This is a genomic window from Geodermatophilus sp. SYSU D00684, assembly GCF_054050455.1.
This window is the reverse complement of record NZ_JBJGZI010000017.1, coordinates 56704-69797: the sequence shown is the minus strand read 5'-3', so window position 1 is coordinate 69797 and position 13094 is coordinate 56704. Positions and strand designations below refer to the sequence as shown.

The following is a 13094-nucleotide window of genomic DNA, read 5'->3' as shown; positions in this document are numbered from 1 at the left end:
GCACCGTGACCGGCGCGCTCGACCTGGACCTGTCCGCCGACGTCCTCACCCTCACCCGGGCGCTGGTCGACACCCCGTCGGTCTCCGGCGACGAGCGGGTGCTCGCCGACGCCGTCGAGGCCGCGCTGCGGGAGCTCGGCGGGCTGGAGGTCGAGCGGGTCGGCGACACGGTGCTCGCCCGCACCACGCTCGGCCGCGACACCCGCATCGTGCTGGCCGGCCACCTGGACACCGTGCCGATCGCGGACAACGTGCCCAGCCGGCTCGAGGACGGGCGCGTGTACGGCTGCGGCACCAGCGACATGAAGTCCGGCGACGCCGTCATGCTGCGGCTGGCCGGCCGCTTCGGCGTCCCGGGGGCGGAGCCCGCGCACGACGTCACGTTCGTCTTCTACGACAACGAGGAGGTCGAGTCCGCGAAGAGCGGCCTCGGCCGGGTGGCCCGCGAGCGGCGCGGCTGGCTCTACGGCGACCTCGCCGTCCTCCTGGAGCCCACCGACGGCGAGGTCGAGGCCGGCTGCCAGGGCACGCTGCGGGCGGTGCTGGAGGTGACCGGCCGCCGGGCGCACTCGGCGCGCAGCTGGCTCGGCGTGAACGCGATCCACGGCGCCGCCGGGATCCTCGGCACGCTGGCGGCCTACGAGGCGCGGCAGGTCGAGATCGACGGCTGCACCTACCGCGAGGGGCTCAACGCCGTCCGGGTGGAGGGCGGGGTCGCGGGCAACGTCGTGCCGGACGAGTGCCGGGTGACGGTCAACTTCCGCTACGCCCCCGACCGGGACGAGGACGCCGCGGAGGCGCACGTCCGCGAGGTGTTCGCCGACGCGCTGGCCGCCGGCGCCACGCTGACCGTCGTCGACAACGCCGGCGGCGCGCTGCCCGGGCTGACCGAGCCCGCCGCCGCGGCCTTCGTCGCCGCCGTCGGCCGGCCGCCGCGGGCCAAGCTCGGCTGGACCGACGTCGCCCGGTTCGCCGCCCTGGGCATCCCGGCGGTCAACTACGGGCCGGGGGACCCCCGGCTCGCGCACACCCGCGAGGAGTCCGTGCTCGTGGACCGGCTGCAGCCGGCCGAGGACGCCCTGACCGCCTACCTGTCCGGAGGCAGCGCATGACGACCGTCCCCCCGCCCGACGGCGCGCGGAAGCCGCGCCCGACCCGTCACCGGGGCCCGATCATGCTGCGCGGGGGCGAGCCGGACCCGCAGACGGTCGGGACGACGACCGACCAGCGGCTGCTCGACCGCCGCGGGCCGACCGACTGGGTGCACACCGACCCGTGGCGCGTGCTGCGCATCCAGAGCGAGTTCGTCGAGGGCTTCGGCCTGCTCGCGGAGCTGCCGCGAGCGGTCAGTGTGTTCGGCAGCGCCCGCACCAAGCCCGGCCACCCGCACTACGCGGCCGGCGTGGAGATCGGCGCGGCGCTGGCGCGGGCCGGCTACGCGGTCATCACCGGCGGCGGGCCCGGCGCGATGGAGGCGGCCAACCGCGGCGCGTCGGAGGCCGGCGGGCTGTCGGTGGGCCTGGGCATCGAGCTGCCGTTCGAGCAGGAGCTCAACGAGTGGGTCGACGTCGGCATCAGCTTCCGCTACTTCTTCGTGCGGAAGACGATGTTCGTCAAGTACGCGCAGGCCTTCGTCATCCTCCCCGGCGGCTTCGGCACCCTCGACGAGCTGTTCGAGGCGCTGACGCTGGTGCAGACCCGCAAGGTCACCCGCTTCCCGGTCGTGCTGTTCGGCAGCGCGTACTGGTCGGGGCTGGTCGACTGGATCCGCGGCACGCTGGTCGAGGCGGGCACCATCAACGCCGGTGACCTGGACCTGTTCACCGTCACCGACGACGTCGACGAGGTGCTCGCGCTGGTCCGCGAGGCGGAGACCGCCCGGCAGAACGGGGACGGCGGCGGGGGCATGCGGGCGCCGCTGGCCCCGCCGGTCGAGCCGGTCGAGGGCTGAGGCGGCCGTGCTGTCCCTGCTGGTCGGGATCGCCGCGGTCGCCGTCGTGGGGGCGCTGCTGTTCCTCGGCGGGTCGCTGCTGCTCGGCCGCGGGGAGACCCAGCCGCCGGCCGAGCTGGACCGCTCGCCGGTCGAGCTGCCCGACGACCGGCCGGTGACCGGCGAGGACGTGCGCGGGCTGCAGGTGTCGGTGGCCGTGCGCGGCTACCGGATGAGCGAGGTCGACTGGCTGCTCGAGCAGCTCGCCCTCGCGCTGGACGAGCGCGACGAGACGATCGCGGCGCTGCGCGCGGTGCCGGCGCCGCGGGCCGCCGACGCCGACACCGACCCCGACCTGCCGCTGCCGGACCGCGACGGGCCGGGCGGGGCACCGACCGGGGACGGGGTGCGCCGGGATGCCTGAGCTGGTCCTGCCGGTCCACGTGGAGGCGTCGCCCGAGCAGGTGTGGGCGGCGCTCACCGACTGGCGCGCGCAGGGGCGGTGGATGCCGGCGACCGACGTCGAGGTGGTCACCGACGCGGCGGAGGGCGTCGGCGTGCGGCTGGCCGCGCGCACCGGCGTCCCGCTGCCGTGGCGGCGCGGCCGGCACCTCGGCGTGCTCGACACGATGGTCGTCACCGAGTGGGACCCGCCGCGGCGGGTGGTCGTCCAGCACACCGGCCGGATCGTGCGCGGGCCGGGCATCTTCGAGCTCACGCCCGCCGGGGGCGGCACCGACCTGGTCCTGACCGAACGGTGGTACCCGCCGTTCGGGCCGCTCGGCCGGGCCGGCTGGCCGCTGGCGCGCCCGTTCGTCGTCGTGGGCTTCCGGGTCGCGCTGCGCCGGTTCGCCCGCTTCGCCCGCGCCTATGCCGGCTGAGCGGCCGCCCGGACGGCGTCGCGGCTGACGTACCAGCGCCGCCACAGCAGCGCCGCCGTCAGCACGGTGACCACCGTGCCGCCGTCGTACACGAGCCGCGCGCCCTCCTCCGCGCCCACGGTGCCCGCGGGCGGGTGCGCGTAGAGGAGCTTGGCCAGGACGTCGTGCGCGGCCGCGCCGCCGGCCAGCGCCAGCGCCCGCACGGCCACGGGCCGGCGGTGCGGCGCCGGGTCGACGGCGAGCACCGCGGCGGTGGCGAGGTGGCCGCTGACCAGCGCGTGCAGCCAGACCAGCGCGGCCAGGCCGGGCCGGTGCGCGACCGCGGTGTGCAGCCCGGTGCCGTAGAGCAGCCACAGCCCGGCGGCGTTGACCGGGACGGCGACCAGCGGGTCGGCGAGCCACCGGGCGGGGGCGGTGCGCAGCAGCCGGGACAGCCGGCGCGCGGCCGGCGGCGGCAGGGTGCGCAGCGCGAGGGTGACCGGGGCGGCGAGCACGAGCAGCAGCGGGGCGACCATGCCCACCAGCAGGTGCGCGGCCATGTGCGCGTGCAGGTCCGTGTGGGCGGTCCCCGGCCCGGCGACGCCGACCGCCGCGGCGGCCAGCCCGGCGAGCCACGCGGCGGTGCGGGCCAGCGGCCACGGACGGCGGCAGCGCCACGTCGCGGCGACGTAGGCGGCGGCCGCGGCGAGCAGCAGCGCGAGGACGGCGGTCACGTGCGCGGGACCGGGCGACCCCGCGCGCGCAGGAGCAGCAGCACCCCGGCGGCCAGCAGCGCCGCGCCGGGCAGCACCCACGCGACGTCGTAGCCGGTGAGGTCGACGCCGTAGCGCACCTGGTGCAGCCGCAGCAGCTTGTGGTGCACCAGGCCGTCCCACACCTGGAAGGCGCCGGCGCCGGTGAGCACCGCGCCCCACCACAGGACGGCGGCGAACGGGCCGCGGCGGCGGGCGTCGGCCAGCAGCGCCAGCCCCGCGACCGCGGCGGAGAACGTGCCGGCGTGCAGCAGCCCGTCGGAGACCAGACCGGCCGCGCCGCTCGCCCGGTCGTAGAAGTGGTGCCAGTGCAGCAGCTGGTGGAAGACGATCTCGTCCACCGCGCCCGCGGTGCCGGCGCCGAGCAGCAGGCCGGAGACCAGCAGCCGGCGCCGGGGCGCCGGCCGGGGGAGTGCGTCGGGCACGGGGCCCTCCCGTCGTCGGGTGTCCCCGGGCGCTGCCCGGCCGGCGCGGCCGGGAAACGGCGCCGCGTCGGCGGCGCGGGTCAGCCGCGCGAGACCGCCAGCCGCGCCCCGAACGCGAGCAGCGCGCAGCCGGTGAACGCGTCGAGGGCCCGGCGGACCGGGCGGCGCGCCAGCACCCGCCGTGCCCGGGACAGCCCGGCCACCAGCAGGAGCAGCCAGACCAGCCCGACCGCCGCGTGGGTGAGCGCGTAGGCCAGCAGCACCGGCACCGCGGTGCCCGGCGCGAGGAACTGCGGCAGGACGGCGAGGTAGAAGGCGAGCACCTTCGGGTTGGTCACGTTGCTGAGGAAGCCCTGCCGCAGGCCGGTGAGCGCGGCCCGGCCGGTGTCGGGCCCGCCGTCGCCGAGGTCGGGGTAGCGGCCGCGCACCGCCGACCGGAACGCCTGGACGGCGAGGAACGTCAGGTAGGCGACCCCGGCCCAGCGGATCGCCTGGAACAGCGGCTCCACGCGGACGACCAGCGCGGCCAGGCCGGTCGCGGCCGCGGCACCCTGCAGGACGTTGGAGACGGTGATGCCGACCGCGCTCCACGAGCCGCGCCCCCGGCCGCCGCCGAGGGTGTTGCGCAGGACGACGGCGACGTCGGGCCCCGGCACGAGCACGAGCACGACGGCGAGGACGACGAAGGTCCCGTATCCCGACCGGTCCACGCCGTCGACGCTACCGACCGGGCCGCCCCGGGCAGGTGCCTCCCGCGGGGTGCGGTGGTCAGTCCCGCGCGGGCACCGGCGCCCCCGGGCCCAGGCGCTCCACCTCCGGACCCGGGGCGCCGAGGGCCGCCCCGTGCCGGGCGCGGGCGCGGCGCTCCAGGCGGGTGCGCAGCCCGTCGAGGAACAGCGCCAGCCCCTCCTCGAACCGCTCCTCGTCGCCGCCGGCCGCGGGGACCGCGGCGGTGAGCGTGGGGAAGCGGTCCGGGTCGCCGGGCGGCCCGCCCGCCGGCCCGCCCGCCGGCTCGCCCGCCGGCCGGTCGAGCGCCGTCTGCGTCTCCAGCGCGTCCCCGAGGACGAACGAGCCCAGCGCGGTCACCACCCGCACCGCCTCACCCGGCTCCAGCCCCGCCTCCACCAGGACGCGCAGCGTGCGCTCGATGCCGGGCAGCGCCACCTCGGTCGGCCGGTTGCCGGCCACCACCTGGACGCTGTCGCGGTGGGCGAGCAGCAGCGCCCGCCGGACCCGGCTCGCCTCGGCCAGCCACTCCCAGACCGGCTCGCCCGGCCGCGGCGCCCGCGTGCTCTCCGGCACCTCCGCCATGACGGAGTCGGCCACCAGGTCCAGCAGGTGCCGCTTGTCCTTGACGTGCCAGTAGAGCGTCGGCGCGCTCACGCCCAGCCGCGCGGCGACCCCGCGGAGGGTCAGGCCCGCCAGGCCCTCGTCGTCGAGCACCTCGACGGCGGCGCGGACGACGTCGTCCCTCGAGATCGGCACCTTGACACTCTAACGGCGTTCGAGGACGCTCCGGAGGTGACTCTAACGGCGTTAGGGACCCCGTCGGGGGAGGCCGCCGCCGACCGTCCGCCCGCGGTCGAGGTCGTCGGCCTGGTGAAGACGTTCGACGAGGTCGAGGCCGTGCGCGGCATCGACCTGACGGTGCGCGGGGGCGAGCTGTTCGGCTTCCTCGGCCCGAACGGTGCGGGCAAGTCCACCACCATCAAGATCCTGTGCACGCTGCTGCGGCCCACCGCCGGCACCGCGCGGGTGGCCGGCTTCGACGTCGTCCGCGACCGCACCGAGGTGCGCCGGCACATCGGCCTGGTGTTCCAGGAGACGACCCTCGACGACCACCTGACCGCCGAGCAGAACCTCCGCTTCCACGCCGACATCTACGGGATGCCGAGGGCCGATGTCGGGCCGCGGATCGACGTCGTCCTCGAGATGGTGGGCCTGACCGACCGCCGCGGCTCGCTCGTGCGCACCTTCTCCGGCGGCATGAAGCGCCGGCTGGAGATCGCCCGCGGCCTGCTGCACTCGCCGCGCGTGCTGTTCCTCGACGAGCCGACCATCGGGCTGGACCCGGAGTCGCGGGCGTCGCTGTGGCGCTACGTCGACCGGCTGCGCGCCGAGGAGGACATCACCGTCTTCCTCACCACGCACTACATGGACGAGGCCGAGCGCTGCGACCGCATCGCCATTGTCGACGCCGGCCGGATCGGCGCGCTGGACACGCCCTCGGCGCTCAAGGCCAGCGTCGGCCACGACCGGGTGCGGGTCGCGACCACCGACGACGACGCCGCCGAGGCGCTCGTGCGCGAGCGGCTGGGCGTGGAGACGGAGCGGGAGGGCGGGGCGCTGGTCGTCCTCACCCCCGACGGCGAGCAGTTCGTGCCGCGGCTGTTCGAGCTCGGCCTCACGGTGCGCTCGGTGAGCGTGTCCCGGCCGACGCTGGACGACGTGTTCCTGGCCTACACCGGCGCGCGCATGGCCGACCGCCAGGCGGCGGCCGGCCGCAACCCGATGGTGGCGGCGATGTTCCGGGGAGGCCGGCGATGACGGCGACCACCGCTCCCGTCCGGCCGGCCGGCCGGGGCCTGCGGCACGAGCTGCGCGCGGTGAAGGTGGTGTGGCACCGCGACATCCTGCGGTTCCGCACCGACCGCGGCCGGATCCTGTCGTCGTTCGCCCAGCCGCTGCTGTTCCTGTTCGTGCTGGGCGAGGGCCTGGGGGCCACGCTCCCGGTCGACACCTTCGGCGACGCCGACTACTCGACGTTCCTGTTCCCCGGCGTGCTGGCCACCTCGGTCATGTTCACCGCCGTCTTCTCGGCGATCTCGATCGTCTGGGACCGGGAGCTCGGCTTCCTGCGGGAGATGCTCGTCGCGCCGGTCAGCCGGACCAGCATCGTGCTGGGCAAGGCGCTGGGCGGGGCGACGGTGGCGACGCTGCAGTCGGTCGTGCTGCTGGCGCTCGCCGGGCTGGTCGGCGTCCCGTACGCGCCGCTCATGATCGTCGGGACGATCGCGCTGCTGTTCGTCGTCGCGTTCTCGATCACCGCGCTGGGCCTGGTCATCGCCGTCCGGGTCGACCAGATCCAGACCGTGATGCCCCGGGTGCAGCTGCTGCTCGCCCCCCTGATGTTCCTGTCCGGCGCGTTCTTCCCCGTCAGCGGCGCGCTGCCGGGGTGGCTGCACGCGCTCGCGCTGGCCAACCCGGTCACCTACGGCGTCGACGCGGTTCGGCGGCTGGTCCTGCACTACGTCGACCCCGCGGCCGCCGACGCCGTCGCGCTGCACTGGGGCGGCTGGCCGGTGCCGGTCTGGCTCGACGTCGTCATCGTGGGCGGGGTGGGCGCGGCGCTGCTCGCCGTCGCCTCCTGGCTGTTCAGCCGCCCCGAGTAGCGGTCGTCAGGTGCGCCGACCGGCGGCCACGAACGCCATGGCCTCCTCGGCGAGGGCGAGATCGGACTCGGGGGTGCCGTGGTCGAGGGCGACCCACTCGCGCATCGGGGTGCCGTTGGCCGCGGCGAAGGGCAGCCCGGTGCCGGCGGTGACCAGACCCTCCACCCGGTGACTCGGCAGCTTCAGCACCAGCGCGCCGCCGACGACCATCGCGAAGATCGCCCCGTCGACGGTGAGCGCGGCCGAGCCGAAGCCCCGGCCCCCGCCCGCGCCGGGCGGGCCGACGCCGGGCCGGGTGGCGAGGGCCTCCACCAGGAGGTCGAAGCGGCGGCCGGGGTCCACGACGAGGAGTCCAACGCCGGTCACCGGGGATGCGCAACGGGAACGGGTGCCGGATCGGTGAGGATGTCGCGGTGAGTCGTCGCGGATGGGCGCTGTTCCTGGCCATGTCGGTCATCTGGGGAGTGCCCTACCTGCTGATCAAGGTGGCGGTCGAGGAGACGTCGCCGGTCGTGGTCGTCTTCGCCCGGTGCGTGATCGGGGCGGCGCTGCTGCTGCCGTGGACGCTGGCCCGCGGGCAGGTGCGGCCCGCGCTGCGGCACTGGCGGGCGCTGCTGGTGTTCACGGTCCTCGAGATGACCGGGCCGTGGCTGCTGCTGTCCTACGCCGAGGTGTCGCTGTCGAGCTCGCTGACCGGGCTGCTGGTGGCCTCGGTGCCGTTCGTCGCGGCGCTGGCCGCGCGGCTGGTGGGCGGCGAGGAGCGGCTGACGCCGGTACGGCTCACGGGCATGGGGCTCGGTGTCGTCGGCATCGCCGCGCTGCTCGGTCTCGACGTCGAGGGCATCGCGCTGCTGCCGGTGCTCGCCGTCGTGCTGGTCGTCATCGGCTACGGCACCGCGCCGCTGGTCGCCAGCCGGTCGCTGGCCGACGTGCCCGGTGTGGCGGTCAGCGCGATCGCGCTGACGATCACCGCGCTCGTGTACGCGCCGTTCGCGCTGCCTCGGGTCGGGGAGGTGGCCGACGCGTCGGTGTCCGCGCTGGCGTCGCTGGTCGCGCTCGGGGTGGTGTGCACGGCGGTGGCGCTGGTGCTCTTCTTCGCGCTCATCCGCGAGGTCGGGCCGCAGCGGGCGCTGGTGATCACGTTCGTGAACCCGGCGGTCGCCGTCGTGGCCGGCGTTCTGCTGCTGGGGGAGCCGTTCACGCTCGGCCTGGCCGTCGGGCTGCCGCTGGTGCTCCTCGGCTGTGTGCTCGCTACCCGGCGCAACACCCCCGCTCCGGCCCCCGCCGCGGTGGACGCCGCGGTCCCCTGAGGCCCGCGGTCATGCCCGGGCGGACAGCCGCGCGCGGAGGCGGTCGCCGGACTCGAGGTCGTTCGACGTGCACGGACGGGCGACGGTGCTCCCGCGCCGCAAGTGCTTCGAGCCGGTCCTGCGGATCACGTGCCCGCCACCCGTGTCCCTGAAGGCGGCAAGGACAGTCAGTCGCCCCCGTCGCCGCCGTCACCGGGAGCATCGGGTCCAACGTGCCAATCGGCAGGGGGCCCTGTTGGCTCCGCCGGGTGGACGGCGATCGTCTCTTCGAGCGCTACCAGCTCGGGCAGGACCTGGTAGCGGGGGCCACCGCCGTCAAGCCAGCGTTGGCGGGCATCATCCGCTGCTGTCATGGCCCGTCACCTCTCGCCGCGCCGGCATGTCGTGAGTGGGTCGGCTGGTCCTCGATCGTTCCGCCGACCCGCGTTCAGGTCTCACCACTCGCGGGCAGCATCTCCGCTGCGGGTAACAGTGGCAAGAAGCTGCGATGGCCGAGGCCCGGGCCGACCATGGACCTGGCGGCGGTCACATCGGGGGTTCGTTGTGGTCGTCCCTGAACGGGCCGCTCAGGGACCCGTGCCCGGGGCCGGGTTCAGGCGGCGGGGGCGAGCAGCGGCGCGGGGGTGGTGATCTCGGTTCCGTCCGAGCGCCAGGTGCGCCATCGGCCGTCGGGTTGTCGTTCGACGCGGAAGCCGTGGTGAACCTTGGTGTGGTGCCGCTCGCAGAGGAGCGCCGCGTTCTCCAGCGAGGTGTCGCCGCCGTCGATCCAGTGGACGAGGTGGTGGACGTCGCACCACCAGGTCGGGGCGCCGCAGCCGGCGAACACGCAGCCGCCGTCGCGCAGTTCCGCCGCCTTACGGATGTGCCGGCTCATCAGCCGCTGCTCCCGGCCCAGATCGAGCGGTGTCCCGTCGGGGCCGAACACCACCCGGGACACCGCCCCGTCGCAGGCCAGCCACCGCGCCCGGGCGGCGGAGATCGTCGCCCCGAATCCCATCCGCCCGGCGTTCGGGCTGCCGTGCGGGTCGACCAGGTCCTCCACGTCGATCACGACGGCGATCTGCGGCTTGTGCCCGCGCAGCTGCGGCAGGGATCCGGACGCGAGGGCGTTGTCGGCCACCTGGACCAGGGCGTCACCCAGCCGCTGGGCGCGGGTGCGCTCGTCCCCGGCCGGGCGGTCGGCCTGCACGTGCGCCTCGAGCGCGGCCTGGACCCGCTCCCCACCCACGGCGTCGAGGTGGAACCGGCCGGACAGCGAGCCGTCGGCGTGCCGGGACAGCGTCAGTGCCCGGCCCTCGGTGGGATCCGGCTCGGGGCCGTCGGGATCGAGGTCGGTGCAGTAGTGCTGCACCACCTGGACCAGGTCGGCGTGCGCGCGCTCGACCGCCACACCGGTGAACACGGCGTCGATGACCGCCAGGTCCACCCCGGCAACCGCGGCCGCGATGAGCCGTTCGGGCGTCACCGCCTTCGCCGCGACCGCGACCTGCTCGGCCGACACCAGCCCCGCCCCGTGGGCCTCGGCCAGCGCCGGCAGGTGCTCCAGCGCCCGGCCGTCGCGCACCAGCCGGGCGGCCTCCGCCGGCGACAGCCGGCAGTGCCCGCGCAGCCACGAGGCCATCGACCTCAGGCCCTCCCGCTCGGGCGCCTGGGACAGCTCCGCGGCGCGGACCGCGCGGGCCAGCCGGGCGTCGATCCGGTTGTGCTCGGCGACCAGCGCGGCGACGTCGTCCAGGACGTCCCCGCCACCGGAATCACCCGAACACATGATCGAAGTCTAGTCGATCGGGCACCCACCCGCGACCCGAATTCGCAGCTCAGACGCCTGTCCACAGATCCTCGGCCGCCGTCGCGGGACCTGTCCGGGCCGCGGTAGGAGGTGTCCATGACGACCGACCTGTCGGACGGCGGCACTAGCGTCGCCGGCGTGGAGCCCGTGCCGACCACCGACCGCGTGCGCTGCGCCTGGGGTGACAGTTCCCCCGAGTACGTCGCCTACCACGACGAGGAGTGGGGTACCCCGCTGCACGGTGACGACGCGCTGTTCGAGCGGCTCTGCCTCGAGGCGTTCCAGTCCGGCCTGTCCTGGATCACCATCCTGCGCAAGCGCCCCGCCTTCCGGGCCGCCTTCGCGGGTTTCTCCATCGACGCCGTCGCCGCCTTCACCGCCGACGACGAGGCCCGCCTGATGGCCGACGCCGGCATCGTCCGCAACCGCGCCAAGATCGCCGCCGCCGTCCGCAACGCCCGCGCCGCGCAGGACGTCCCCGGGGGCCTGTCGGCGCTGCTGTGGTCGTTCGCGCCGACGGGGGAGCGCCCGCGGCCGGCCACGCTCGCCGACGTCCCGGCCACCAGTCCGCAGTCCACCGCGATGGCCAAGGAGCTCAAACGGCGGGGCTTCGTCTTCGTCGGACCGACCACCGCCTACGCGCTCATGCAGGCCACCGGCATGGTCGACGACCACGTCGCGACGTGCTTCCGCGCCACCCGGGAGGGGGCTCCGGTTGGTTCCGCGGCGGTCATACGGGATCATGGGTAGCGGAGCTCACTGCACGAGACACAGCCACACCGCAGCCGCACAGGAGCGACGGGTGGCCGGCGAAGGAGGCACGCATGGCGGCCATGAAGCCGCGCACGGGTGAAGGTCCCCTGGAGGTCACCAAGGAGGGGCGCGGCCTGGTCATGCGGGTGCCGCTCGAGGGCGGCGGCCGGCTGGTCGTCGAACTGTCCCCCGACGAGGCCGCAGCGCTCTCCGAGGCGCTGAAGGGCGCGACCAGCTGAACGTCCCCGCGAGCTCGCCCTCGGGCAGCACCGCGCAGGACGACGCGGCCCCGGCCACCGGCAGCACGCCGGCGACCGGGGCCGCACCCTTGCCGCGGGTCGAACTGGTGGCCCGCCTGCCGCGCCTCACCGGGGACGACGTCCTCGCCGTCCCGGTCGGGTCCGGTGGCACGCTGCCGGCCTGGCTGACCTCGCCCGCCCCCGGCGCCGCCCCGCCGGTCCCGGCCGACCTGCTCGCCGGCGCGCTCCAGGACACCGGCAACACCGGCCGGCGCGGCGCGATCACCAACCTGCCCGTCCCCGGCCGCTCCCCGCGCAGCGTCGTCGCCGTCGGCCTGGGCGACGGGACGCTGCCGCACCTGCGCGGCTACGTCGCCACCGCGGTGCGCCGCGCGCAGACCCTCGCCGAGCACGGCGCCACCCGGCTGGTCCTGCCCCTCGACGCCGCCACCGCCCCCGCCGGGGCCGACGAGGTCCGCGCCGCCGCCGAGGCCGCGCTGCTGGCCGGCTACCGGTTCCGCGAGACGTCGAAGCCGCACCCGCGCCGGCTGGCCACCGTCACCGTGGTCGCCGCCGACGCCGACGACCCGGCCGTCGTCGCCGCCGCCCGCGCCGGGGAGGTCACCGGCTCCGCCGTCGCCTGGGCCCGCGACCTGGTCAACACCCCGAGCAACACGAAGGACCCCGCCTGGCTGGCCGGGCAGGCCGTCGAGCGGCTCTCCGGCCTGCCGCACGTGACCGTCACCGTGCTCGGCCCCGAGGAGCTCGCCGCGGGCGGCTTCGGCGGCGTGCTCGCCGTCGGCGGCGGCTCGGCGTCCCCGCCGCGGGTCGTCGTCGCCGCGTACGCGCCGCCCGGCGCCGGCCCCGCCCGGCCGGTGCTCGTCGGCAAGGGCATCACGTTCGACACCGGCGGCCTGCAGATCAAGCGCGGCCCCGGGATGCGCGAGATGAAGACCGACATGGCCGGGGGAGCGGCGGTGCTCGCCGCGGTCGACGCCGCCGCCCGCCTGGAGCTGCCGGTCGCGGTCACGGCCGTCGTCCCGGCCGCGGAGAACGCGGTGTCCGGGTCGGCCTACCGCCCGGCCGACGTCGTCCGGCACGTCGGCGGGCGCACCACCGAGGTGAGGAACACCGACGCCGAGGGCCGGATGGTGCTCGCCGACGGCCTCGCCCACGCCCGGCTGCACCTGGGCGCCACCGCGCTGGTCGCCGTCGCCACGCTCACCGGCGCGATGCGGACCGCGCTCGGCGCCCGCACGGCCGGGCTGTACGCCACCACCGACGGGCTGGCCGGCGCGCTGTCCACCGCCGCGCTGCACGCCGGCGAGCGGGTCTGGCGGATGCCGCTGGCCGAGGAGTACGCCGACCTGCTCGACAGCGACGTCGCCGACGCGAACAACGCCCCCGGCAACCCGGGCGGCACCACCGCCGCGCTGTTCCTGCGCCCGTTCGCCGGCGACCTGCCGTGGGCGCACCTCGACATCGCGGGCCCGGCCCGGGCCGGCTCCGACGACGCCGAGGTGGTCAAGGGCGGCACCGGGTTCGGCGCCCGCACGCTGCTGCGCTGGCTGGAGGCCGGCGCCCCGCTCGACCCGCCCCCGACCGTGACGGACTGAGGAGCCC

16 protein-coding genes are annotated in these 13094 nt (G+C 76.2%); 10 read left to right on the top strand and 6 right to left on the bottom strand.

All coding sequences use genetic code 11. From position 1 onward, the window contains the following. Positions 1-5: 5 nt before the first annotated feature. Genes dapE through ACI79L_RS13990 form a run of 4 tightly spaced genes read left to right on the top strand, consistent with a single transcriptional unit; the run spans position 6 to position 2811 of the window. Positions 6-1112 (top strand): succinyl-diaminopimelate desuccinylase, encoded by a 1107-nt coding sequence (gene dapE, locus ACI79L_RS14005; protein ID WP_456937381.1) that lies wholly within the window; start codon positions 6-8, stop codon positions 1110-1112. Continuing rightward, the gene (locus ACI79L_RS14000) at positions 1109-1951 is read left to right on the top strand and encodes an LOG family protein (RefSeq protein WP_456937380.1); all 843 of its coding nucleotides are present in this window, start codon (positions 1109-1111) and stop codon (positions 1949-1951) included. The genes dapE and ACI79L_RS14000 overlap by 4 nt, the downstream gene beginning before the upstream one ends. Positions 1952-1958: 7 nt before the next feature. Further along, positions 1959-2354, top strand: a complete 396-nt coding sequence (locus ACI79L_RS13995; protein WP_456937379.1) for a DivIVA domain-containing protein — start codon at positions 1959-1961, stop codon at positions 2352-2354. Next, a complete protein-coding gene (locus ACI79L_RS13990; RefSeq protein ID WP_456937378.1) occupies positions 2347-2811 on the top strand; it encodes an SRPBCC family protein in 465 nt (154 codons plus the stop codon). The genes ACI79L_RS13995 and ACI79L_RS13990 overlap by 8 nt, the downstream gene beginning before the upstream one ends. Here the strand turns inward: ACI79L_RS13990 and ACI79L_RS13985 are convergent. The 4 genes from ACI79L_RS13985 to ACI79L_RS13970 all read right to left on the bottom strand — a co-directional run bounded on the left by ACI79L_RS13985 (position 2799) and on the right by ACI79L_RS13970 (position 5473). Next, positions 2799-3524: a cytochrome c oxidase assembly protein gene (locus tag ACI79L_RS13985; RefSeq protein WP_456937377.1), complete on the bottom strand. Its 726-nt coding sequence runs from the start codon at positions 3522-3524 to the stop codon at positions 2799-2801. The two genes, ACI79L_RS13990 and ACI79L_RS13985, sit on opposite strands and share 13 nt — an antisense overlap. Then, positions 3521-3988: a DUF2243 domain-containing protein gene (locus ACI79L_RS13980; protein WP_456937376.1), complete on the bottom strand. Its 468-nt coding sequence runs from the start codon at positions 3986-3988 to the stop codon at positions 3521-3523. The genes ACI79L_RS13985 and ACI79L_RS13980 overlap by 4 nt, the downstream gene beginning before the upstream one ends. Before the next feature lie 80 nt (positions 3989-4068). Next, positions 4069-4698, bottom strand: a complete 630-nt coding sequence (locus tag ACI79L_RS13975; RefSeq protein ID WP_456937375.1) for a LysE family translocator — start codon at positions 4696-4698, stop codon at positions 4069-4071. A gap of 58 nt (positions 4699-4756) precedes the next feature. Then, positions 4757-5473, bottom strand: coding sequence for a TetR/AcrR family transcriptional regulator C-terminal domain-containing protein (locus tag ACI79L_RS13970; protein WP_456937374.1), 717 nt, complete (start codon positions 5471-5473; stop codon positions 4757-4759). 36 nt (positions 5474-5509) lie between these two features. Here ACI79L_RS13970 and ACI79L_RS13965 point away from each other — a divergent pair, with 36 nt between their 5' ends. Next, complete coding sequence (locus ACI79L_RS13965; protein ID WP_456937373.1) at positions 5510-6535, top strand: ATP-binding cassette domain-containing protein; 1026 nt, start codon at positions 5510-5512, stop codon at positions 6533-6535. Continuing rightward, on the top strand, positions 6532-7380 hold the full coding sequence (locus tag ACI79L_RS13960; RefSeq protein ID WP_456937372.1) for an ABC transporter permease: 849 nt from the start codon (positions 6532-6534) through the stop codon (positions 7378-7380). The genes ACI79L_RS13965 and ACI79L_RS13960 overlap by 4 nt, the downstream gene beginning before the upstream one ends. Before the next feature lie 6 nt (positions 7381-7386). Here the strand turns inward: ACI79L_RS13960 and ACI79L_RS13955 are convergent, their stop codons facing one another. After that, on the bottom strand, positions 7387-7722 hold the full coding sequence (locus ACI79L_RS13955; protein ID WP_456937371.1) for a hypothetical protein: 336 nt from the start codon (positions 7720-7722) through the stop codon (positions 7387-7389). Positions 7723-7793: 71 nt separating this feature from the next. Here ACI79L_RS13955 and ACI79L_RS13950 point away from each other — a divergent pair, with 71 nt between their 5' ends. Continuing rightward, positions 7794-8690, top strand: coding sequence for a DMT family transporter (locus tag ACI79L_RS13950; protein WP_456937370.1), 897 nt, complete (start codon positions 7794-7796; stop codon positions 8688-8690). A gap of 592 nt (positions 8691-9282) precedes the next feature. On the opposite strand, the gene ACI79L_RS13945 is transcribed toward ACI79L_RS13950, so the two are convergent. Next, complete coding sequence (locus ACI79L_RS13945) at positions 9283-10458, bottom strand: DUF222 domain-containing protein (RefSeq protein ID WP_456937369.1); 1176 nt, start codon at positions 10456-10458, stop codon at positions 9283-9285. Positions 10459-10575: 117 nt separating this feature from the next. On the opposite strand from ACI79L_RS13945, the gene ACI79L_RS13940 reads away from it, so the two are divergent. The 3 genes from ACI79L_RS13940 (at position 10576) to ACI79L_RS13930 (ending at position 13087) form a co-directional block, all read left to right on the top strand. Beyond that, positions 10576-11229, top strand: coding sequence for a DNA-3-methyladenine glycosylase I (locus ACI79L_RS13940; RefSeq protein ID WP_456937368.1), 654 nt, complete (start codon positions 10576-10578; stop codon positions 11227-11229). Positions 11230-11303: 74 nt separating this feature from the next. Further along, complete coding sequence (locus ACI79L_RS13935; protein ID WP_012947303.1) at positions 11304-11471, top strand: DUF3117 domain-containing protein; 168 nt, start codon at positions 11304-11306, stop codon at positions 11469-11471. Positions 11472-11578: 107 nt separating this feature from the next. After that, positions 11579-13087 (top strand): leucyl aminopeptidase family protein, encoded by a 1509-nt coding sequence (locus ACI79L_RS13930; RefSeq protein WP_456937367.1) that lies wholly within the window; start codon positions 11579-11581, stop codon positions 13085-13087. Positions 13088-13094: the final 7 nt, after the last annotated feature.